Here is a 21,260-nt window from a genome sequence, read left to right as displayed (position 1 = left end):
GAGATCAACACCAACACCGGCGGTGCCCGCCTCACGGCCCGCCCCAACGCCCTGTTCGCCGCCGACGCCTTCATGACGGCGCTGGAGAACGGCGTCTTCACCGTCGACTGGTGGAACACCCACAACGGCCCCGGACAGATCACCACCGTCGACGGCGAGACCGACTACGGCGACATGGGCATGCTCTCCAGCGGTGCCTGCACCGGAGACGTCTGTCAACCGCCGGCGAACACCCCGTTCCACCCTTACTACGGCATGAAGATGACCCGCGAACTGGGCACCGCCGGCGACACCATGGTCGCCACCGCCTCCTCCGCGCGGGACGTCTCCGCACACGCCGTCCAGCGGCGCGACGGGCGCCTGAGCGTCCTGCTCATCAACAAGAACCCGGACGCCGCCCGGACCGTCGACCTCGAGTACGCGGGCTTCACCCCGTCCGGTGCCGCGCCGGAGCTGAGCCGCTACGCGCGCGGGGACACCGACATCACCGACGTGAACGGCGACGGCACGTCCGCCTCCCAAGTCACCGTGGAGCCGTACGGGATGCTCACCGTCACCCTGACGCCGCGAGCGGGAACCGGCCCGGCCGCCTCCGGTGCCGCGACCCCCGGCACCCCGAAGCTCGAGTCGGTGACCGACACCACCGCGCGCCTGTCCTGGGCGGGCGCACAGGGCGCCGCGCGGTACCTGGTCCAGGCACGCGAGGGCGCGCACACCCGCGTGGTCGGCGAGACCACCGGCACGTCCGTCACGCTGCGGAACCTGCCCGCGGGCAGCACCCACACGGTCAACGTCCTGGCCGCCGACGCCGCGGGCCGCCTGTCCGCCCCGTCCGACCCGCTGACGTTCACCACCGGCACCCCGGCGGACGCCCCGTGCGCGGTGACGTACCACCGCGACACCAGCTGGGGCAACGGCTTCGTCGCGACGGTGACCGTCCGGAACCTCTCCAGCACCCCGATCACCGGCTGGACCGTGGACTGGGACTGGCCGACCGACCGGCAGTCGGTGTCCTCCGGCTGGAACGCCACGTTCCACCAGACCGGCCGCCACGTGCGCGTGACCGCCCCCGACGGCGCCGGCCCGCTCGCCCCCGACGGCGCCTCGACCGCCTCCTTCGGCTTCGTCGGCGCCAACGACGGCCCCAACCCCGAGCCGACGGTCTTCCGCCTCAACGGCGCGGTCTGCTCCGGCGGTTGAGACACCCCGGACCGTCCTGATCCCGTCCGGGTTCCAGCAGAGGACCGTCCCCTGCCGGGGCCCGGGCGGGCCGGCCGCGGCCCGCGGGCCGCGGTCAGAGCAGCACCGCGCCCGTCGGGGCCGGGTAGGGGTCGCGGAAGGTGAACGCCTGCGGGCCGGGGCCGTGTTCGCGGAGCAGGGCGACGCGTTCCATCGCCTCGGCGACGGTCGGGCGGTGGCCGGCCGGGATCCACCACAGGGCCTGGTGGGCCTCGGCCATGCGGTGGAACCACTCGCGGCGGCGGCTCAGTACCCGCAGATGGCCGCTGTGGTACGTGAAGTTCCGCAGGGCTTCCACGGACTCCCAGACCGAGCAGTTGATCAGGAGGAAGGCGTCGTTCCCGTCGGGGCGGATGCCGGTCGCGTCCGCGCCGTCGTCGTCGACGAGACGCCAGACGAAGCCGGGGCTGCGGTCGGCGAGCGCGTTGATCTCGGGCTGCTGGGCGACGAAGTCGGCCAGCTCGGGGCTGTCCAGCGGGGCGACGATGCGGCCGATGTTGACCTGCGCCAGATGGGACTGAGTCATGCGGCACAGCATGGCCCGGCCCCATCTCTATAGTCAATCAGTTTTGTTTTTAGAGAGCGAGACGCAGCAGCCGCCCGGACACGGGTCCATCGCCGGCGACCACTCCTCGGGCGCCAGACCCTCGATGAGCGCCAGGTTCATCCCGCAGATCAGCGCGGGGAACTCCGAAGCCAGCGCGTGGAAGGGGCAGTTGCGCAGCCGCAGCGTCTCGCCGTCCCGGAAGGGCTCGTAACCGCGAGCGCGCAGCGCCGCCTCCACGTCGCCGGCGCCCGGCTGCGCCGCGCCCGCCGCCTTCGCCGCGGCCTGCAACTCCCGGTCCAGCCCGGCGTTCTCCAGCACCTCGGCGAGCAGCCGGGCCGCGGCGTCGTACGACCGCGGCGGAACCGACACGGCGTGCTCGCCCTCGGCGCGCCGGTACACCTTCGCCGGCCGCCCGGCCCCGGGCCCGCTGCGCCCGGACAGCCGCCGGAAGGACACCACCAGCAGCCCCGCCTCGACCAGCTTGTCCAGATGGAAGGCGGCGAGCGACCGGGAGACCCCGGCCGCCTCGGCGGCCGCGTCGCGGCTCACCTCCTCCGGAGCGGCGGCGACATGCCGGTAGAGCCGGCGCCGCACCGGATCGCTCAGCACACCCAGTACGTCGAACGTGGAGTCTTCATCAGTCACGCACCGACTCTATGACCAATGACCGTAGGAGAAACACGGGAAGACGCGTCGGGCGGGCGCGCCCCGTGCCAGGATCGCGACCATGGCCGACACGGGTCCGCTTCGCGAGGAGGACCGCGCCGCCTGGGAAGACGTTCCGGATGGACGACAGCTGCAGTCTCCAGGACCTCTTCGTCGCGGAGACGGTGCGCGGCCGGGGCGTGGCGCGGAAGGCGACAAGGTGGCGAGCTTCAACGGGTTCGTGCGGTACGACTACCCACTGGCTCAAGCGTCCGCGGGCTCCTGAGCGAAGCCGGTGCCGCTCAGCGTCTGGTCGCAGAGGGCGATGTACCGGGCCTGCCCGTGCGGGCCGGCGTACCCGTCGCCGAGGGTCACGGTCTCGTTGGGTGCCGCCGTGCGGCACAGCCCCTCGGCGCCGTCCTGGTAGACGACCTTGACGGTCATCGTGGCGCCGCAGCCGTTCCCGGCCTGGGTGTACCGCCAGCTCTGGTACAGGGTGACGCAGGAAGGCGCGGGCTCGGCCGCATAGGCGGAGGGCGCGGAGGCCGCGGTGGAGGCGGAGGCCGTGCCGGCCGTCACGGCCGAGAGGGCGAGCGCCGCGGCCGCTCCCGCGCGGGCGCGCTTCCGAAGTCGTCCGAAGGTCAGCATGGTTGGGCACCTTTTCCGTTGAGCAACACGTCGATTTCTGAAGGCAGTTCCGTCCGGTGTGGCGTTCTGCCTTCACAAGCCGAAAGAATCGACTGGGGTTCCGGACGGTGCAACACGGCGGTCAGTCTTCCGGTCAGGCGGGTCACGTCAGTCACCGGACCGGTCGCCACCTGCGAGGACGAGCGACCTGCGCTGCTGAAAGACTGAGGTGACGGTTGAACAGTTACAAGCGCCCTGGACCCGTCGGCGCGGCGACGAGCAGGTGGCAGGCCTCGACCAGCCGGCACGTCATGTCAGGTAGTGAAAGGACGACCGCAGGGGCATCGGTCTGGTTTTCGCCGCCGAACTCCGGGCAGTGCGCCTGGTGGTCGCACCAGCCGCCCAGCTTCGTGGGGCGCGGCCGCCAGTCCCCGGTCTCGGTCGCCCGCCGGCTCGCCTCCCACAGCGCGAGCAGCTTGCGCTCCACCCGCTCCAGATCCGCCCGCACCGGGTCGTACGTCAGCACGTCGGGTCACCGGCCTTCGGCCGGTGACCGCGTCGGCGGCACACGGCGTCACGAAGGTACGGCTGCCCCGGACGGCGACTCGTCGGGCTCCGGGTCCGGCTCCCGCAGCTGTTCGCGTACGTAGTTCCAGACCACGGCGATCAGCGCGGCCACCGGCACCGCCAGCAGGCTGCCCACGATGCCGGCCAAGCTGCCTCCCAGGGTGACCGCGAGGAGGACCACCGCGGCGTGCAGCCCGAGCCCGCGGCTCTGGATCATGGGCTGGAAGACGTTGCCCTCCAGCTGCTGCACCACGACGATGATGGCCAGCACGATCAGGGCGTCCGTCAGGCCGTTCGAGACCAGCGCGATGAGGACCGCGACCAGACCCGCGAAGAGGGCGCCGACGATCGGGACGAACGCGGACACGAAGGTCAGCACCGCGAGCGGCAGGACCAGCGGAACCTTCAGGATCCACAGGCCGATCCCGATGAGCACGGCGTCCAGCAGACCGACGAACGCCTGTGACCGCACGAACGCGCCGAGGGTCTCCCAGCTGCGTTCGGCGACGACCGGGATGTCCGTGGCCAGCCGGCCGGGAAGCTGACGCGTCAGCCAGGGCAGGAACCGCGGCCCGTCCTTGAGGAAGAAGAACATCAGGAAGAGCGCGAGGACGGCGGTGACCAGGCCGTTGACGACCGTGCTGACCCCCGAGACCACGGCGGTGAGCAGGCTGCCGACGCTGTCCTGGACGCGGGCCACGGCCTTGTCGAAGCCGTCGGTGATCTGCTCGTCGCCGATGTTCAGGGGCGGCCCGGCGACCCACTCACGGATTCTCTGGATGCCGGAGACCGCGCCGTCGGCCAGCTGGCCGGACTGGGAGGCGACCGGCACCGCGATCAGCGTCACGATGCCCACCAGCACGACCAGGAACGCCACGGTCACCGCCGACGCGGCCAGGGCCGGAGGCCACCCCCGCCGACGCAGGAAACGAGCCATCGGCCAGGTCAGCGTGGTGAGGAGCAAGCCCACTATCAGAGGCCAGACAACCGACCACATCCGCCCCACCAGCCAGAGGACGACCGAGGTGGCCAAGGCGACCAGCAGCAGGTCGAGGGAGACGCGTGCCGATGTGCGCAACGCTGCGGCGGTTTTCGTGGAACTCAGGGAAGCAGACATGACGGTAACCCTATGGGGACCGCCCGCGTGCTCCTCCGAACGCCGCCGGTACGACAACATCCGGCCACCGGGGTCCACTTGCGACACGGTTTGGCACGGCACGGCACGGCCTGGCACGGCACGGCAGGCACGTCGAATGGCTCAGTCCAGGTCGTCGAACATGTCCAGCAGCGTCTGCTCGTCCGGCTCCGGCGCGGCCTGCTCCGGCTGCGGAATCTGCTCGGCCCACACCGTCTTGCCCTGCGGCATGAAGCGGGCGCCCCAGCTCTTGGTGAACTGCGCGACGAGGAACAGGCCCCGCCCGCCCTCCTCGGTCGTGGCCGCCCGCCGGATCCGCGGGGAGGTGTTGCTGCGGTCCGAGACCTCGCAGATCAGCGAGTCGTCGCGCAGCAACCGCAGGCCCACCGGCCCCTGACCGCCGTACCGCACGGCGTTGGTGACCAGCTCGCTGACCACCAGTCCGGTGTTGAAGTCCAGCTCCGACATGCCCCAGGCGGCGAGTTGGGCACGCGTGACCTCCCGCGCCCGCGCCACGGCGGAGGGCTCCGACGGGAACTCCCACGACGCCACGCGGTCCTCGGGCAGCGCGTGCACCCGGGCCAGCAGCAGAGCCACGTCATCGTACGGACCGCCCGGCGGGAGGGTGCCGGCGACCCGGTCGCAGATGTCCTCCAGCGCCGGCCCCGCCTCACTCAGCGAGGCCAGCAGCCGCCCGGTGCGCGCGTCGGTGTCGCCGTACCCGCGGCCCTCCTTGAGCAGGCCATCGGTGTACATCGTCAGCAGGCTGCCGTCGGGCAGGTCGACGCCGGCGGACTCGTACGGCTGGATCCCGCCGAGCCCGAGCGGGGGACCGACCGGAAGGTCCATCAGCCGCGCCGTCCCGTCCGGTGTCAGCACCGCGGGCGGCGGATGGCCGGCCCGTGCGGCCGTGCACCGGCAGGACACCGGGTCGAAGATCGCGTACAGGCAGGTCGCCCCGGTCGCCGGGTCCAGCTCGTCCGCCGAATCGCCGGGGGTACGGCTGACCAGGTCGTCCAGGTGCGCCAGTACCTCCTCGGGCAGCAGGTCGAGCCCGGCCAGCGTCCGCACCGCCGTACGCAGCCGGCCCATGGTGGCCGCCGCCTGGAGGCCGTTGCCGGGCACGTCCCCGACGACCAGCGCCACGCGCATCCCGGACAGCGGGATCACGTCGAACCAGTCCCCGCCCACCCCGGCCCTGACGTCCGCGGGCAGATAACGGGAAGCGAGGTCGACCGCCGTCAGCCGGGGGAGGGCGCGCGGCAGCAGGCTGCGCTGCAGGGTGAGCGAGGCCTGGTGCTCCCGGCGGTAGCGGCGCGCGTTGTCCACGCTGATGGCGGCACGCGCCGCCAGCTCGCCCGCCAGCGTCAGGTCGTCCTGCTCGAACGGCCTCGACCTGCCGCGGCGGTAGAACCCCGCCAGGCCCAGGACCGACCCGCGCGCGGACAGCGGAGCGCACAGGAACGAGTGCTCGCCCTCGCCCAGCAGGCCGACGGGGTGCACTTGGTCGCCCGGGTGCCCGGCCAGGGCGGCGGTCACCACCGAGTCCGTGACCGGCACACCCGTCTCCAGGCACCGGGCCTGGGGCGTGCCTGCGGGGTAGCCGACGGGCTCGTCCACGCCGTCGATCGCCGCGGCGGAGGCGATCCGGGCGTGGGGGGAGGCCGCGGTGTGGGCGGAGGCCGGGGTGCCGGGGGAAGACGGTGAGGCGAGGGCGGACGGGGAGGTGGGCGGGGTGGGGGAGCTGAGCGCAGTGGGGGAGGTGCGGGGGTCCATGTCCGTCCGGGCGGCCACCCGGCGCAGCGCCACGTCCGGGCCCAGCCGTCCGCGCGGTGGCTCCTCGCCCGCCAGGACGCCCTCCACCAGGTCGACGACGACCAGGTCGGCGAAGCGCGGCACGGCGATCTCCGCCAGTTCCTCGGCGGTGCGCCGCATGTCCAGGGTGGTGCCGAGCCGGGCGCCCGCCTCGTTCAGCAGGGACAGCCGCCCGCGCGCCTCGGCCGCCAGCCGGCCGACGCCGGGCTCCCCCACGAGCAGCAGCCAGGCGTCGGCAGGAGCGGCGAGGGAGGCTTCCGCGTCCGCGGACTCCCCGGCAGCCGGTTGTGCCGGCGCCTGGGCTTCCGGGGTGGGTGTTTGCGGGGCCTGTCCTTCTGCGGTGTGCGCTTGCGGGGTGTGCCCTTCTGCGGTGGGCCCATTTCCTTCGGTGGTGGGCGGGTGCGCGGTGTGCGGCTCGGCGGTGTGCGGGCGTTCGGCGGGCGGACGGGTGGCCTGCGCTTCCGCGGCCGGCGCTTCCGCCGTCGTACCGGAAACCGTCGTCCCGGCCGCCTCGGCGGGACGTCCGAGGAGGGGCACATGCCGCCCGTCGGGAGCGGCGGCGGTGGCCCGGCCCGGCTGCCCGGTCCCCGGTCCCGCCCCCGCACCCGTCCCCGGCCGTGTGCCCCCGCCCGCTGAACTCCTGGCACGGGTGTCCTCGAAGCTGACCTCGACCGCCGCGCCCTCCGCGTCGCCGTGGTGCAGCTCCCGGCGGCGCAGTACGGCCGTGCGGCTGCCCGCGAGGGGCACCTCGGCGAACGTCTCGTCCGTGGAGGAGATCAGCTCGACGGCACGCTCCAGCAGGATCAGCCGCTCCTGCGGGGTCAGCCGGGGCGCCGGTGCGCCGGACCGGAACAGCTGCCCCGAACCGACCTTCAGCTCGGCGCGCCCGCCGCGCTCCCTGGCCTGGCGGAAGGAGTGCATGAGCTGGCGCTCACGGGCCGTGCTCAGCTCCAGCAGTCGTTCCTCGATGCGCTCGGTGGCGTCCTGGAGCACCAGGGCCATCGCGGGGTTGGCCAGCTCGCGTGGCACGGACAGGTTGACCGCACCGCGCACGGTGCCGCCCACCGGGTCGCGCACCGGCGCGGCCATACAGGTGAGCTCCTTCAGCTCGTGCAGGAAGTGTTCGTGACCGACGACCACGAACGGCGCCCTGGTGCTCAGCACCATGCTGACGCTGCTGGTCCCCATGAACCGCTCGTCGACATTGGCGCCCGGCACCAGGGAGGCGGCGTCCATCAGCCGCAGCCCCGCCGGGTCGCCCCACCGGTCGACGATGTTGGCCCGGGAGTCGGCCAGCGCCACGGTCACCGGGATGCCGAAGAACCGTTCGTAGAGGTGGTCCAGGACCGGCGTCGCGGCCCTGATCAGCCGGGAGTCGGGATCCAGGTCGCTCTCGATGGGCAGGTCGGCCCGCTCCCGGTCGATGCCGAGAGTCTGCGAGCGCTGCCAGGAAGCGAGGATCTCCGGGCGCACGCCGGTCTCCGGCAGCGCCCCGTCGTCGCGACCGCTGCCCGAAGGAGGGGGGTACGGCTCCACAGAACCAGGATAGTCGGGCAAATCGGACATCTGCTCCGGGGTGGGCCGCTCACGAGTCCCGCGCGCACCAGCGCGCGGCCCGCGGCGGGGAGCGAACCCTCCACGGCCGCGGGCCCGGACGTGGTCGTTCACCAATAGTGGCGGCGGCCGGCGACGGCGTGCCCCATGCCGCCGAGGATCCACAGGATCGCGCCGATGACCACCAGGACGATGCCTATGGTCCACAGGATCGAGATGCCGGTCACGAAGCCGACAATGAGCAGAATGACGCCCAAGATGATCATGATGTCTCCCTTTGCGGGCTGTGGTTTCCCCCGCTGACAGCGGTGATCGACGAGGCGGGCGGGGCCCGGTGCGCACCCTGGCGGCTCACCTCACACGCCCCTCGTCCGGTGCGGTCTCCTCCTCCTCGTCGGGGAGGTGCACGTCGCCCACGGCGACGTTCACCTCGACGACCTCCAGGCCCGTCATCCGCTCCACCGCGTCGATCACGTTGGAGCGCACGTCACCGGCCACGTCGACGATCGAGACCCCGTACTCGACGACCATGTCCAGGTCGACGGCGGCCTGCCGTTCCCCGACCTCCACGCTCACGCCCCGGGTGACACCCCCGCTCCCGCCGGGCACGCGGTCGCGCATGGCTCCCAGAGCGCGGGTCATGCCTCCGCCGAGGCTGTGGATGCCCGGCACCTCGCGGGCGGCCAGGCCCGCGATCTTGGCCACCACGCCGTCCGCGATGCTGGTCTTCCCCCGGGTCTCCGCCGGAGCGCCGGCCCCGGTGCGCCCCTGCAGCGCGCTCACGCCGGTGTCGGACCGGTTGCCCGGACCGGTGCCGGTGCTGTTCTCCGTCATGGCGATCACCTCGGTCGATCGGCCGGACACCGCGCGACGCCCGGCAAGGGGAGCGGGCGGCTCTCGTCGTGAAGGGGGCTCGTCCGGGTGCGGCCGGGCGGATCGATGGGCGCCGTCATGTCGCGTCCCCTGTCCCCGGGCCATCGTGCGCGGCCCGGTTGCGTGATGCGCCGGGACCGACGTCGACCTGGGAGGCGGCGTACGGAAAACTCCCGGTTCCTCAACGGTAACTCCGTCGGCCCGCATGCGTTCGCCCGTGCCGGCCGGAGGGCCCCGGACCTGGTCCTGGCCCCTTCCTCGGCTCATGCTCCAGAGCGCGGTCCCGGGGCGGATGGGCAGCGCGCGGCCGCGCGTACGACGACGTTCGCGCAGGCGTGCTCCGGCCGGGCGGGGCGTGGCCGTCCGCATCCCCCGGTGTCAGGTCACTCCAGCCCGTCCTGTCCGGTCACGGTGTCATCGAGGTGGCCCCGGATCGGAGGTTCGGTGGCACCCGAGTAGAGCGTGGAGGCGTGCGCGCACGCGGTGTCGCCGCACTCCTCGCACACCTCGGCGTCCGGCAGCGGGAACAGGGCGAACAGGCCGGCGCCCGGGGACCGTACGCGGTCCTCAGCCCGGGCCGGTTCCGGCGACTCGTTCCGCATCGCGTATCAGTCCCTCCATCAGGAGCTTCCTGCTGTTCCGGCAGAAGACGGTCTCGGTGGCGTCCAGCCGGCCGGTCTCGAAATGCTTGTTGGCAGCCTGCCCGCCACGGCAGTACGCGAACAGGCCGCACCCTGCGCGACAGGCGTCGACCCCGTCGAGGGCCTCGGCGACCCAGGGCGTCTCCTCGGCGCGGGCCAGGCAGCCGGCCAGCCCCCGCTCCTGTACGTCGCCGACCGTGAACGGCCCGTGGCGCGCGGAGGAGAAACCCGCGAGGTCCGGACTGAGGACGACCACCTGCCCGTCCCAGGTGACCATCGGCAGCGGATCGAGCGGCTGATCGGCCCACCGCCGGGCCACGCCGGCCAGCTCCGCCCTGACGTACCGCCAGGCGTGCTCGAGGTCGCGCAGGGACAGGGAGCGGTCGGCGCGCCCGCGGGCGGCCAGCGTGGCCCAGAACTCCGCGACGTTCTCGTCGTCGCGCACGGCCGAGGCGTTCACGCCCTTGCGTTCCACCAGGTTGACTCCCAGCACCCGGCAGCCGAGAGCGGCGAACCACTCATGCAGCTCGGCCGCCTTGTGCGGGGAGGGGTCGCTCACGACGGCGATGGCACCGAACGCGATGCCGTGTTCCCTGAGCAGCGCGATGCCGCGCAGCGCGCGGTCGGTGGCGTCCCGCCCGGCGCGGTCGCGCCGTGCGGAACCGGGGCCCGGACCGTCGACACTGACGGAGACCCTGATCCGGCGCTCCGCGAACAGCCGGCACCAGGCCTCGTCGATCAGCGAGGCATTGGTCTGCACGGAGTGCCGCACGGGGTGCTCGCGGCCGGGGGGAAAGCGGTCCAGCAGCCCCCGCAGGCGGGACACGCCCGCGGTGAGCGGCTCGCCGCCGTGCCACAGCACCGTCACCGGGTGGTGCTCCGACCACGCGCCGACGGTGTCCGCGACGGCGTCGGCGACCTCGTGGGACATGACGCGGGCGAGCCCGCGGGAGGGCAGGTAGCAGTAACGGCAGTCGAGGTTGCACAGCGGGGTCGGCTGGAGCAGCACCAGGGAGCTGGTCCTCGCCAGCCGCGCCCGGTGCGGTGGCCGCCTCACCGGTGCTCCGCGGTCCCGAGCCGTTCGCCGCGCTCCACGACGCCGAGGAGTTCGAGCGTCTCCCTCTCCCCGTGCAGGTCGGCGAGCTCCCGGAACAGGCGCAGGGCTTCGAGATGCGCGTCGCGCGCCTCCGCGTGGCGGCCGGCACGCCGGAGGGTGATCCCCAGGTCGTTGTCCGCCTGCGCCTGCCGATGCCGGTCGCGCAGGTCCTCGTACTCCCGTACGGCGGTCAGATGCGCGTCGACGGCCTCGCCGCACCGGCCCAGCGCGGCCAGCGCGGTCCCGGAGTCGTTCCACGCCGTGGCGAGACGTTCACGGGTGCCCAGCTCCTCGAAGACCGCCCGGGCGGCGGTGTGCGCCGCGAGGGCCTCCTCCAGGCGCCCGGTCTCGCGGAAGGAGCGCCCGAGGTTGTTCGTCGCGGTGGTCTCGCGCAACCGGTCGCCGACCGCGTGGAACATGTCACGGGCTCGGCTCAGGGCGACGATCGACTCGTCGAAGCGGCCGAGCAGGAACAGGGTGCGCCCGAGGTTGTTCCAGGCCGACGCCTCCGCCTGGGGCTGCCCGCACGCGCGTACCAGCTCACGGGCGCGTTCATGGGCCGCGAGCGCCTCGTCGTAGGCGCGCGCCTCGGTCAGGGCGATCCCCAGCATGTCCCAGGAGAGGCCCTCCTCGAGCCGGTCGCCGCGCGTGCGGTGGATCTCGCAGGCTCGTGTGTGCGCCGCGACGGCCTCCTCGATTCTGCGGTTGTTGCGCAGTGCCAGACCGAGACGGTTCCACGCCTTGCCCGCGCTGAGGCCGTCGCGCAGCGCGTCCGCCGTCCGCGCGGCACACCGGAAGACGGTCACGGCGTCGTCGAAGTACCGCCGCCAGTTGAGGTATCCGTGCAGGCGCAGTGCCAGCTCCAGTCCGTCCCGGGCGTGGGCGGGGTCGGCCGCCCACAGCGCGGCGGAGACGAGGCCGGTGCGCTCGCGGTCGAGCCAGCGCAGCGCGTCCTCGTGTCCGCCGAAGCCGGACGTCGGGGCCCGGCCGGCCCGGGCCTGCAGGAACCAGTCGGCCGCCTCGGCCCGCCGCTGGTAGTGGGCGAGGAGCCGGGCCCGCGCCCGCCCGCCCTCCTCCCGCAGCGACTCCTGCCGGGACACCTGGTCCAGCGCGTAGGCCCGGACCAGGTCGTGCAGGGTCCAGCAGCCCCGCACACTGCCTGGTGCGACCAGGTGGGCGCGGACCAGCACGTTCAGCTCCCGGCGGGGCACGGCACCGGCTCCCGGTTCCGGACCCGATTCCGAGGGCAGCCGCGATCCGTCTCCGTCTCCGGCCCCGTCTCCGGCCCCGGCCTCGTCTCCGGCTCCGGGCTCGTCTCCAGCTCGGGCTCCGGAGAGCACGGTGATCGCTTCGTCGCTCGTCTCCGATCCCGGCGCGAGCGCCAGGAGCCGGAAAAGCCGGGCGGCCTGCGGATCCAGGCGGCGGTACGACAGGTCGAAGGCGGCCCGCACGCCTCGCTCGCCGTCGTCCAGGTGATCGAGCAGTGTGGTGGAACCGACCAGCTCCGACACGAGTTCCGCCACCGGCTTGCCCGGATCGGCGACCAGCAGGGCGGCGGCGATCTGCAGAGCCAGGGGCAGCCGCCCGCACAGTTCGCACAGCCGCCCGCTTGCGTCGGGATCGTCCGCGACGCGTCGGTCACCGGGACCGGCCGTGTGCAGCGCGCGGTGCAGGACGTCCCGCGCCGCCTCCGGCCGGAGTACGTCCAGACGGAACAGGTGGGCGCCGAGCTGAGGCATGGTGTCACGCGAGGTGACCAGTACCCGGTGCGCGGTGTGGCCGGGCAGCAGTGGCCTGACCTGCCCCGGATGCGAGGCGTTGTCGACCAGGACCAGCACCGGGCCGCTCGTGCGACCCCGCTCGGCCAGCACCGAGCGGTACAGCCCCGCCCGCTCGTCCAGCGTGCCCGGCACATGCGCGGCCGCCACCCCCAGGGCACGCAGCAGGGCCTCCAGCAACTGTTCGGGCCCGGCGGGTGTCTCGTCGTAGCCGTGACAGTCGACGAACAGCGCGCCGCCCGGGAACCAGCCATGCTCCCGCGCCACGTGAGCGGCGCGCACCGCCAGCGCGGTCTTCCCCACACCCCCCAGCCCGGTCACTGCGAGGACCGGGACCGCGGTCCGTCCGGCACCGGCGGGTGCCAACGCCGCCAGCAGCGAGGCGAGTTCCTCCTCCCGCCCGGTGAACCCGACCGCCGACGGCGGAAGCGCGTCCTCTACGCGCGGCATGGGTCCGTAGTGGTGGTGCTCCACCTTCTTCCCGATCGCCTCACCCCGGAATGTCCCATTACTGAAGTCGATCCGATCCCCACCGTACGTGTCCCGGCTCACACGACCATCGTGCCCTGAAACGTGACGCCCCGACAGGTATGCGGTGCCTGCCGCACGGTGTGGGCGAGCAAGCACGCGGCGCTCTCATTGAGTGAACCCGGCGCTCTCATTGGGTGACCAGGCGGAACGGGTGGTGCGGGTCGCGGGGGCACACGGCGATGATCAGCCGGCCCCGCCCCGGTGAGACGCCCGTCGGCACGTTGGCATCCATGACGTGGACGGCGTCCCGGTCCTGATCGGGTATCCAGCCGGTGGTGCCCGCGTCCCACTCGCGCCGGTCCACGGTGAGCAGCGGGGTCAGCCGCGCTGCGCACACCGGGCAGGTCAGGCGCGTGGGTCCGGTGAGGTTCCAGGCGATGCAGCCGCCGACCTTCCAGCCGGGGGCCGTGGACAGGTCGAAGGCGTACCGCTCGACCCCGCCCTCGCCCTCCTCCCCGGCCTGGTCGTGGCCGTCCTCCCGCGGCGTCTCCCACGCTTCGATACGCTCCCGCAGATCCTCGGGAAGGTCTTCGAACCACGGGTACTCGACGACTGCTTCGGGGTGGAGAACGCACGGCGACGGGACGAGTTCCGGGCGGCCGACGACCTCGGGGAACGGCTGCTCCGCGAGCGGCGTGCCGATGCCCCGCGAGTGTCGCCACCTGAGTTCGACGTGCATTTCGTGGCCGCTCTCCCCATGCCGTTCGAAGGGGCACCAGAACACCTGGAGCACGTCCCCCGCTCCCGTGTCGGGCAGACCGGGTACGTCCCGCCGGTACAGCTGGGCCACGCCGATCAGGGGGATGGGGTCGGTGTCGGCCAGGTGCGGTGCGTGCCGGCCACGCTTGAAGCGGGAGAGCTCGTCGGCCTCCCCGGCGTTCGGGCCCGATCGCGGATCACGCCGCCAGGCCCGCTCCAGGATCTCCCGCGCGCGCACCACCTCGGCGTACCGATGACCGCTGCCGCGCTGGTGTGCGTGAGCGCAGGCGGGCCAGGGCTCGTCGGCCGGCCACAGCATCGGTCCCCCCACCGAGCTGTCCCGGACCGTGGGCGTGCCGCGCCGCGGGTGCAGCCGGGTCGCGGTGCGGCGCAACGCGGTCAGTTCCGGGAAGACCGCCTCCACGTCGAGGGGGCGGGGCGGGGTGGTGCGGGGCATGGGGCGAGTCCTCCTCGGGCAGCGGGCCCCTCGGGCCGGGGGCTCCTCGGGCCGGGGGCTCCTCGGGTCGGGGGCTCCTCGGGTCGGGGGCTCCTCGGGTCGGGCGTGGGGCGGAGCGTGGTGGGCGTGGACCATCATGGTCACCCGCCGAGCGGAACCCCGGGCCGGCCCGCCCCGGATGTGCCACAGTGCGGTACGGGACTGTCGTACGGCGCGGGCAGCCATGGCGACAGCCGACAGCCGGTGAATGGCGGGCGGCGGGCGGTGTGGGGCGACGGGGACGCTGGGGGCGGAGTGGCGATGCGGAGACTGCTGTCCTTCTCGGACGCGCTGGCGCTGCTGGGCTGTGACCCGCCCGCCGTCGCCGCCCTGGACCGGGCGCTCGGCGGGGCGCTGAACGCGGCGACCGGCGGTGTGTCCGACGGGCTGCTCCGGATCGCCGACGCCCGCGGCAGCGTGCTTACGCTGGGCCGGGGCGCCGTGCGGGGGATCGGGCGGCGTCTGGCGCACGCGGAAGGCCGCGCGCAGCGGACCGAACTGCTGCACGCCGCCCACACGGTGATCGTCGTGGTCGCCTGGTTCCAGGCGCTGGAGGATCGGCGACTCCCGCTGAGGCTGGCGGACTTGGAGCTGACGCGCGGCGAACAGCTCACCCTGGCGGGTGTGTCGCCGGCGGTGGAGCGCGGGTACGCGTTCGCCCGGTCGCTCGCGGCCGCCGACGCGCCCAGCCCCGCGCCCCACCGGCCGGTCGAGGCGGTCATGGCCGAGCTGCACCGCTGGTACGAGGGCCTGTCCGCGAGGTTTCTCGACTTCGCCGAGGGTTTGCGGGTGTGGCACGCGCAGAGTGACGCGGCCCGGGAGGAGGCCGGGCGGGTGATCCGCGCCGATCTGCCGCGCGACGCCGTCGAGCAGTACGCGTCGCTCTACTCACAACTCGCGCAGGAAGCGCCTGAGTTCGACCTGTGGGTCACGCGGATCGAGCACCAGGCGACGCGGGCCGAGGTGCGCCGGTCCCTCGCGGGGGTGACCGAGCTGCTGGGCGGCCTCGCCCGAGCCGCGCGTCCGCCCGTGGACGTCGCCGCCGCCCTGGTCCGCGCGGCGGAGGCCGTGCTCACCCGTTCCGTCCTGGACGCCTCCTCCGGGCCGGCGGGCATCCGCGTCCCGACTCTGCGGGAGATGTACCTCGACCCGGACTTCCGGGTGCGTGAGGTGGCCGGACCCAGCGGACCGGCCAACGAGTCGTGGTGGGAGGAGGTTCCGGTACGCGGGGACATCACCGGCTACCTCGCCGGAGCCCTCACATCGGCCGGATCGGCCGCGTCGCCCCTGCTCGTCCTCGGCCAGCCGGGGGCCGGGAAGTCCGTGCTGACGCGCGTGCTGGCCGCCCGGCTCCCGGCGGCGGGCTTCCTGCCCGTACGCGTGCCCCTGCGGGACGTGCACGCGGAGGACGACCTGCAGACCCAGATCGAGCAGGCGGTGCGGGCCGCGACCGGGGAACGGGCTTCCTGGCCGGACCTGGTGCGCGCGGCCGGAGACGCCGTGCCCGTCCTGCTCCTGGACGGCTTCGACGAGCTGCTGCAGACCACCGGGGTCCACCACAGCGACTTCCTCACCCGCGTCGCGCACTTCCAGCAGCGCGAGGCGGACCAGGGCCGCCCTCTCAGGGCCCTCGTCACCAGCCGTATCGCCGTGGCGGACCGGGCCCGTTACCCCGAAGGGCTGGTCGCCCTGCGCCTGGAACCGTTCCGCGAGGACCAGATCCGCCAGTGGCTCGCCCTGTGGAACGAGGCGAACGCCGACGGCTTCGCCGCACGCGGACTGCGGCCACTGGACTGGGCGGCCGTCGCCCGCCACCGGTCGCTCGCCGAACAACCGCTGCTGCTGACGATGCTCGCGATGTACGACGCGACCGGCAACGCCCTGCGCCGCGACAGCGACAGTCCGCTCGACGAGGCCGAGCTGTACGAGGAACTGCTCACCTCCTTCGCCCGCCGCGAGACCGACAAGACCGCCCCGGCCCTCGCCGCCGTGACGGAGGACGAGGCACGCGACCGCGCCGAACGCGAACTGCAACGGCTGTCCCTGGTCGCCTTCGCGCTGCACAACCGCCGCCGCCAATGGGTGTCGGTCGCCGAACTCGACGAAGACCTCACGGCGTTGCTGGGCCGGGCGTCCGCCGAGGCATCCGGGTTCCGCACCCCACTTGGCGCCGCCGAAGTGACGCTCGGCCGCTTCTTCTTCGTCCAGCGCGCACAGTCCGTGCGGGACGGGCGGGTGCTGGCCACGTACGAGTTCCTGCACGCCACCTTCGGCGAGTACCTGGTCGTACGTCTCACCCTGCACGTGCTGACGAGCCTGGTGGCCCACCGCCCGTCCCTGTCCGTGGCCGAGCGCAGCGTCGACGACGATCTCGCGTACACCCTGCTCTCGTACGCGCCGCTGTCCTCCCGGCAGATGCTGCGGTTCGCGGCCTCGATGGTCCGCCGGATCCCCGCCGCCGAGCGGGAACGGCTGGCGGGCCTCCTCACCGCCGTACTGCACCAGCACGGGCAACGCACGCACGAACCCCACCGCGCCTACCGGCCCACCCGGTATGCCGCCTCACCCGGCCTGCGGACCTCCGCCCGCCACGGCATCTACGGCGCCAACCTCGTCCTGGTGATCCTGCTGTTCAAAGGCCGTGTCACCGCCGGCGAGCTGTTCCCGTCCTGGGACGATCACGCCGGCGCCTGGCACCGGCACGTACTGCTGTGGCGCTCCTCGTTTGACGAGGAGCAGTGGACCGACTTCGCCCTCTCCCTCTCGCTGAGCCGCGGCTGGAACGAACAGGGCAGGGAGTTGCACATCTCCCTGCGGGGCGGCACCCCGCCGGACCCGCCGCAGCCGCTGGACATGAACTGGCTCTACCGGTTCCCGCAGGGCAACGACGGCCCGGGCTGGTCCCGCACCTACTGGCATGAACTGCGGCACAAGGCGGACGTCTCCGACGGCACGAACGACGGCGTGGTACGCCACGTCATGGACCCGGTCTACACCTGGCTGGGGCCCGCCGTGACCACCTTCCTCACCTCACCGGGCGGCCCGGCCACCTCCCTCGCGCACGACGTCCTGACGCTGCTGCTCGGCGCCCCGGAGCTGCCGCCCGGCGAAGAGGACGCCGTCCGGGCCCGGGTGCTGGGCGGGCTGCGCGATCTCCCACCCGAGGTCCGGGCCCGTATCCGGCGACTGCTCACCGCACGCGACGGCGGGCCCTCGCCGGACGGAGACCAGTAGGCGTCCGCACGCTGCGCGCCCCCGGACCGGCGCCTGTCCTGGGGGCCTGCCCTGCGGTCCCTGGCCTGCGGCCCCGGCCCAGCGGCGCCTGCCCCGCGGTCCTTGCCCTGGGACCATGTCCTGCGGTCCCTGCACGAGGTCGGCGTGCCGGTCATCCGGCCGCGCCCAGGGGACGGGTGATATTCGCTGGTGTGTGCTCCGACCGCCCATGTACGTTGGCGGCGCGACCGCGCCTTCCGATGCGCTCGGCTGCGGCTACTTCCTTCGACAACAAGTGACGCCGCCGCCACTTCCGATCTCGGAAGGCGCGGGCGACTCCGCCGCGCCGGACGTGCCGGCCGGGGCCCATCCGTTCTTTCGCCTTCGCATCCGGGGGATTCGCTGCCTCGTCACGCTCCACGCGTCTCCAAGATCTGGTCCGAGATGCTCGTGGCCCCGCCGGTCTCGGCGGCCGCCCGCTCCCTGCCTCCGCCCCGGCTCCAGCACGCGCCCGTCCTGCCGGCGTCGCTCACGTACGAGGGCGGTCCGGCCTTCGTCCGGGAGCCGCGCGAGGAGCTCTTCCTCCTCGCGGTCGCCAACTTCGTCACCCAGCGGACCTTCTACGAGAGCGGTGAGGACCGAGACGACCGGTACGGGCGGCTCGTCGGCCGGCTCGCCGTCGAGGACCCCGCCTGGACGGCCGGCCTGCTGCGCTGGCTGCGCACCGAGGGCAACATGCGCACGGCGTCCCTGGTCGGCGCCGCCACGTACGTGCGCGCCCGCCTGGCGGCCGGAGCGTCCGAAGGCCCCTCCAACCGGTCCGTGATCGACTCGGTGCTGCAACGCGCCGACGAGCCCGGCGAACTGCTCGCCCACTGGATGACGGTGTACGGGCGGAACGTGCCGCAGCCCGTCAAGCGGGGCATCGCCGACGCCGTGCGCAGGCTCTACACCACCCGCTCCCTGCTCAAGTACGACACCGCCTCCAAGGGCTGGCGCTTCGGCGACGTACTCAACCTGGTGCACGCCTCGCCCGATCCGGACAAGCCCTGGCAGGGCGCGCTGTTCCGGTACGCCCTGGACCGGCGCCACCACCCCGAGCGGGCGGTTCCGCCGGCCTCCGACCCCGTGCTCACCGCCCACCGGGCGCTGATGCAGACGGCCGTCGAGGAGCGGCGGGCCGTGGTGACCGGGCCCGGCGGCGCCGAGCGGCTGGCCGCGGCGGGCATGACGTGGGAGGCGCTGGCGGGCTGGCTGCACGGGCCGATGGACGCCGCCGTCTGGGAGGCCGTCATCCCCTCGATGGGACCGATGGCGCTCCTGCGGAACCTGCGCAACTTCGACGAGGCGGGGGTCTCGGACGAGGTCGCGGCCCAGGTCGCCGCGCGCCTGGCGGCCCCCGCCGAGGTCGCCCGGTCCCGGCAGTTCCCCTTCCGCTACCTGGCCGCCCACCAGCACGCGCCCTCGCCGCGCTGGGCGGCCGCGCTGGAGCGGGCACTGGGGCACTCCCTGGCCAACGTCCCGACCCTTCCGGGCCGGACGCTGATCCTGGTCGACCGCTCCGACTCCATGTTCTGGGACACCGTCTCCGAGCGCTCCAAGCTGACCCGGGCGGACGCCGCCGCCGTGTTCGGCACCGCGCTGGCCCTGCGCGCCGAGCGGGCGGACCTGGTGGAGTACGGCTGGCGCAGCGCGGCGGTGCCGTTCGAGCCGGGCGAGCCGGTGCTGGAGGTGCTGAAACGGTTCCACGACCTCGGCGGCACCCATACCGCGCACGCGGTACGGACCCACTACCGCGACCACGACCGCGTCCTCATCGTCACCGACGAGCAGACCGCGCCCTACGGCCCCGGCGGGCCGGCGGAACCGGTCCCGTCCCATATCCCGGTCTACACCTGGAACCTGGCGGGTTATCAGCCCGCCCACGGCCCGACGGGCCCTCAGCGTCACACCTTCGGCGGCCTCACGGACGCCGCGTTCCGGATGGTCGGCCTCATCGAGGCGGGCCGCGCTGCCGCGTGGCCATGGACGTGAGACGGGACGGAAAGCCGGGCGCACGCGACCTGACGGCGCGCCACCTGCAGCCGCCGTACGTCGAGTTCACCCGTCCGGCGGTAAACGATCAAATCGCGGGCACACGCCGGGAGTGGTTGGTTCGTTTCGATGTTCGAGGGAGGACTGAGGTCGGTGGCCCTGTCCGAGCGCCCCAGGCGCTTTTCCTACCGTGAGCGCCCCTTCGACCTGCGAGCGACCGCCGTCTTCTTCGGCCTGACCGCTCTGCTTCTGGTGATCGTGGGGCTGCTGGCCCGTACGGCCATGGACGTGGCCGAACGCAGGCCCGCCTGGGTGGTCGTCCTGTCCCTGCTCGCCGTCGCGCTATTGCCGGCCTGGTGGCGCAAGAGGAGACGCATGACGGTGGCACGCCTCGCACGCCGTACCACCGAGGCGCTGGAGGAGGCCACGGCGACCACGCTCGAGGCCGTGGAGGAGGACCGCCGGGTCGACGTGTCCGGCGGCGGTGAGGCGACCGTCGTCCTCGACTACGCCGCCCTGAGCGCCGACGACTTCGAACAGGCCATAGCGGACCTGTGCATACGGGACGGCTGCTCCCAGGTACGCGTCGTGGGCGGGGCGGGTGACCTGGGCGCCGACGTGCTGGCGCTCGCCCCCGACGGGCGGCGCGTCGTCATCCAGTGCAAGCGGTACGGGGACGACAACAAGGTCGGCTCGCAGGAACTCCAGCGCTTCGGCGGCACCTGCTACACCGTGCACGGGGCCGATGTGGCCGTCATCGTCACGACCAGCGACTTCACCGCACCGGCCGAGGAATACGCCGCGCAGTGCGGCATCGTGTGCGTGAACCACGAGCTTCTGCGCGCCTGGAGCGGCGGCCTGCTGGCACCGCCCTGGGCGCCCGGACCGGCCGTCGACACCGACCAGGCCGCCCTCTGAGCCCCCGTACCGCGTGCGTGATCCGCGTGCGGGCGCCTCTGAGCCGGTCGAGCCACCGGGGCCGAGCCGTCGCGGTCAAGCGGTCACGGGCGGGCCGTCGCGGTCGAGCGTCAAGGGCGGGTGCTACCGGTCGAGCCGTCGAGGTCGGGCGTCGCCGAAGCTGGACGCGCTGGCTCCGGTGCGGTGTCCTACTGGGGTCTGCGGCCGGAAGGCGCTCCGCCGGGGTCGTCGGGCAGCGCGATGCGGGCGGTGACGCGTTTGCCGACCGGCTCGCGCTGCACCTGGAAGCCCTGAGCGACGGCCATGACGATCTCCAGGCCGTGCTGGCCCACCCGCCCCGGATCGGCGGCGCGGGCGATCGGCAGGACCGGATCGCTGTCCCACACGGTCACTTCCACCAGGTCCCCGGTCACGCGCAGTTCCATGAGGACCGGGCCGGGCGCGTACTTGCGGGCGTTGGTGACCAGCTCGCTCACCACCAGCCGGGTCAGGTCCATCGCACGGGCCGAGACGGGCAGACCGTGCTCGGCCTGGACCCGCGTGAGGAAGCCGACGGCGTGCCGACGCGCCTCGGCGATGCAGGACCCGTCGCCGTCGAGGGCGACCGTGAGCTGTATCGGCGTGGCGCCGAAGGTGACGCCTTGACCGTCCGGGACCGATTGCGCTGCGTTCATCGCCCACACTCCCCGTTCCTGACCCTGCGTCTGCCCCGTCGCCCGATTCACATACCTTTCATACGTACGTCGAACACCGGAAACGGAAGTCGTCGGGGTGACCGGCCGAGGAGCGCCGCGACGGCGAGGGCCGAGGGGGCGGGGGTTCCGGGGCGAGACAGATGGTTCCGTGACATCC

The 21,260-nt window shown here is 73.3% G+C and carries 16 protein-coding genes and 1 pseudogene; 4 read left to right on the top strand and 13 right to left on the bottom strand.

Annotation, left to right across the window (positions count from 1 at the left end):
- A partial coding sequence (locus G7Z13_RS00905) for a cellulose binding domain-containing protein (protein ID WP_206312964.1) occupies window positions 1–1,200 on the top strand: 1,200 nt, incomplete at its 5' end.
- 94 nt (window positions 1,201–1,294) lie between these two features.
- Here G7Z13_RS00905 and G7Z13_RS00900 read toward each other — a convergent pair.
- The 12 genes and pseudogenes from G7Z13_RS00900 to G7Z13_RS00845 all read right to left on the bottom strand — a co-directional run bounded on the left by G7Z13_RS00900 (window position 1,295) and on the right by G7Z13_RS00845 (window position 14,204).
- Entirely contained in the window at window positions 1,295–1,765 is a 471-nt protein-coding gene (locus G7Z13_RS00900; RefSeq protein ID WP_165995142.1) for a DUF3291 domain-containing protein, read from the bottom strand.
- A gap of 33 nt (window positions 1,766–1,798) precedes the next feature.
- Entirely contained in the window at window positions 1,799–2,431 is a 633-nt protein-coding gene (locus tag G7Z13_RS00895; protein ID WP_165995141.1) for a helix-turn-helix domain-containing protein, read from the bottom strand.
- 264 nt (window positions 2,432–2,695) lie between these two features.
- Window positions 2,696–3,079 (bottom strand): alpha-amylase, encoded by a 384-nt coding sequence (locus G7Z13_RS00890; protein WP_165995140.1) that lies wholly within the window; start codon window positions 3,077–3,079, stop codon window positions 2,696–2,698.
- 337 nt (window positions 3,080–3,416) lie between these two features.
- A pseudogene (locus G7Z13_RS00885) lies at window positions 3,417–3,587 on the bottom strand (recombinase RecB); the annotation flags it as partial.
- A gap of 45 nt (window positions 3,588–3,632) precedes the next feature.
- A complete protein-coding gene (locus G7Z13_RS00880) occupies window positions 3,633–4,742 on the bottom strand; it encodes an AI-2E family transporter (RefSeq protein ID WP_165995139.1) in 1,110 nt (369 codons plus the stop codon).
- Between the two features lie 141 nt (window positions 4,743–4,883).
- Window positions 4,884–8,111: a SpoIIE family protein phosphatase gene (locus G7Z13_RS00875; RefSeq protein WP_240926067.1), complete on the bottom strand. Its 3,228-nt coding sequence runs from the start codon at window positions 8,109–8,111 to the stop codon at window positions 4,884–4,886.
- 128 nt (window positions 8,112–8,239) lie between these two features.
- Entirely contained in the window at window positions 8,240–8,395 is a 156-nt protein-coding gene (locus G7Z13_RS00870) for a DUF6131 family protein (protein ID WP_165995137.1), read from the bottom strand.
- An 85-nt stretch (window positions 8,396–8,480) separates the two neighbouring features.
- Entirely contained in the window at window positions 8,481–8,963 is a 483-nt protein-coding gene (locus tag G7Z13_RS00865; protein ID WP_165995136.1) for an Asp23/Gls24 family envelope stress response protein, read from the bottom strand.
- A 422-nt stretch (window positions 8,964–9,385) separates the two neighbouring features.
- A complete protein-coding gene (locus G7Z13_RS00860) occupies window positions 9,386–9,604 on the bottom strand; it encodes a hypothetical protein (protein WP_165995135.1) in 219 nt (72 codons plus the stop codon).
- A complete protein-coding gene (gene amcB, locus G7Z13_RS00855; RefSeq protein ID WP_165995134.1) occupies window positions 9,570–10,700 on the bottom strand; it encodes a cyclophane-forming radical SAM peptide maturase AmcB in 1,131 nt (376 codons plus the stop codon). The genes G7Z13_RS00860 and amcB overlap by 35 nt, the downstream gene beginning before the upstream one ends.
- A complete protein-coding gene (locus G7Z13_RS00850) occupies window positions 10,697–12,967 on the bottom strand; it encodes a tetratricopeptide repeat protein (RefSeq protein ID WP_165995133.1) in 2,271 nt (756 codons plus the stop codon). Before G7Z13_RS00850 ends, amcB begins: the two co-directional genes overlap by 4 nt.
- A gap of 208 nt (window positions 12,968–13,175) precedes the next feature.
- Entirely contained in the window at window positions 13,176–14,204 is a 1,029-nt protein-coding gene (locus G7Z13_RS00845; RefSeq protein ID WP_165995132.1) for a hypothetical protein, read from the bottom strand.
- A 300-nt stretch (window positions 14,205–14,504) separates the two neighbouring features.
- On the opposite strand from G7Z13_RS00845, the gene G7Z13_RS00840 reads away from it, so the two are divergent.
- From G7Z13_RS00840 to G7Z13_RS00830, 3 genes are all read left to right on the top strand, one after another.
- Window positions 14,505–17,477, top strand: coding sequence for a hypothetical protein (locus G7Z13_RS00840; protein ID WP_240926066.1), 2,973 nt, complete (start codon window positions 14,505–14,507; stop codon window positions 17,475–17,477).
- 423 nt (window positions 17,478–17,900) lie between these two features.
- Window positions 17,901–19,490 (top strand): TROVE domain-containing protein, encoded by a 1,590-nt coding sequence (locus G7Z13_RS00835; RefSeq protein ID WP_165995130.1) that lies wholly within the window; start codon window positions 17,901–17,903, stop codon window positions 19,488–19,490.
- A gap of 129 nt (window positions 19,491–19,619) precedes the next feature.
- Complete coding sequence (locus G7Z13_RS00830) at window positions 19,620–20,408, top strand: restriction endonuclease (RefSeq protein ID WP_165995129.1); 789 nt, start codon at window positions 19,620–19,622, stop codon at window positions 20,406–20,408.
- 188 nt (window positions 20,409–20,596) lie between these two features.
- Here the strand turns inward: G7Z13_RS00830 and G7Z13_RS00825 are convergent, their stop codons facing one another.
- Window positions 20,597–21,082: an ATP-binding protein gene (locus G7Z13_RS00825; protein WP_165995127.1), complete on the bottom strand. Its 486-nt coding sequence runs from the start codon at window positions 21,080–21,082 to the stop codon at window positions 20,597–20,599.
- Window positions 21,083–21,260 lie beyond the last annotated feature (178 nt).

The organism is Streptomyces sp. JB150, assembly GCF_011193355.1.
Taxonomy (GTDB): domain Bacteria; phylum Actinomycetota; class Actinomycetes; order Streptomycetales; family Streptomycetaceae; genus Streptomyces.
Note: the sequence above shows the minus strand (reverse complement) of the source record. Positions and strands in the feature narration are given on the sequence as shown.

Coding starts and splice junctions, on each gene's coding strand:
- G7Z13_RS00900 (WP_165995142.1), bottom strand. CDS start 1,765: ATGACTCAGTCCCATCTGGCGCAGGTCAACATCGGCCGCATCGTCGCC.
- G7Z13_RS00890 (WP_165995140.1), bottom strand. CDS start 3,079: ATGCTGACCTTCGGACGACTTCGGAAGCGCGCCCGCGCGGGAGCGGCC.
- G7Z13_RS00880 (WP_165995139.1), bottom strand. CDS start 4,742: ATGTCTGCTTCCCTGAGTTCCACGAAAACCGCCGCAGCGTTGCGCACA.
- G7Z13_RS00870 (WP_165995137.1), bottom strand. CDS start 8,395: ATGATCATCTTGGGCGTCATTCTGCTCATTGTCGGCTTCGTGACCGGC.
- G7Z13_RS00865 (WP_165995136.1), bottom strand. CDS start 8,963: ATGACGGAGAACAGCACCGGCACCGGTCCGGGCAACCGGTCCGACACC.
- G7Z13_RS00860 (WP_165995135.1), bottom strand. CDS start 9,604: ATGCGGAACGAGTCGCCGGAACCGGCCCGGGCTGAGGACCGCGTACGG.
- G7Z13_RS00850 (WP_165995133.1), bottom strand. CDS start 12,967: ATGCCGCGCGTAGAGGACGCGCTTCCGCCGTCGGCGGTCGGGTTCACC.
- G7Z13_RS00845 (WP_165995132.1), bottom strand. CDS start 14,204: ATGCCCCGCACCACCCCGCCCCGCCCCCTCGACGTGGAGGCGGTCTTC.
- G7Z13_RS00840 (WP_240926066.1), top strand. CDS start 14,505: ATGCGGAGACTGCTGTCCTTCTCGGACGCGCTGGCGCTGCTGGGCTGT.
- G7Z13_RS00835 (WP_165995130.1), top strand. CDS start 17,901: ATGCTCGTGGCCCCGCCGGTCTCGGCGGCCGCCCGCTCCCTGCCTCCG.
- G7Z13_RS00830 (WP_165995129.1), top strand. CDS start 19,620: ATGTTCGAGGGAGGACTGAGGTCGGTGGCCCTGTCCGAGCGCCCCAGG.
- G7Z13_RS00825 (WP_165995127.1), bottom strand. CDS start 21,082: ATGAACGCAGCGCAATCGGTCCCGGACGGTCAAGGCGTCACCTTCGGC.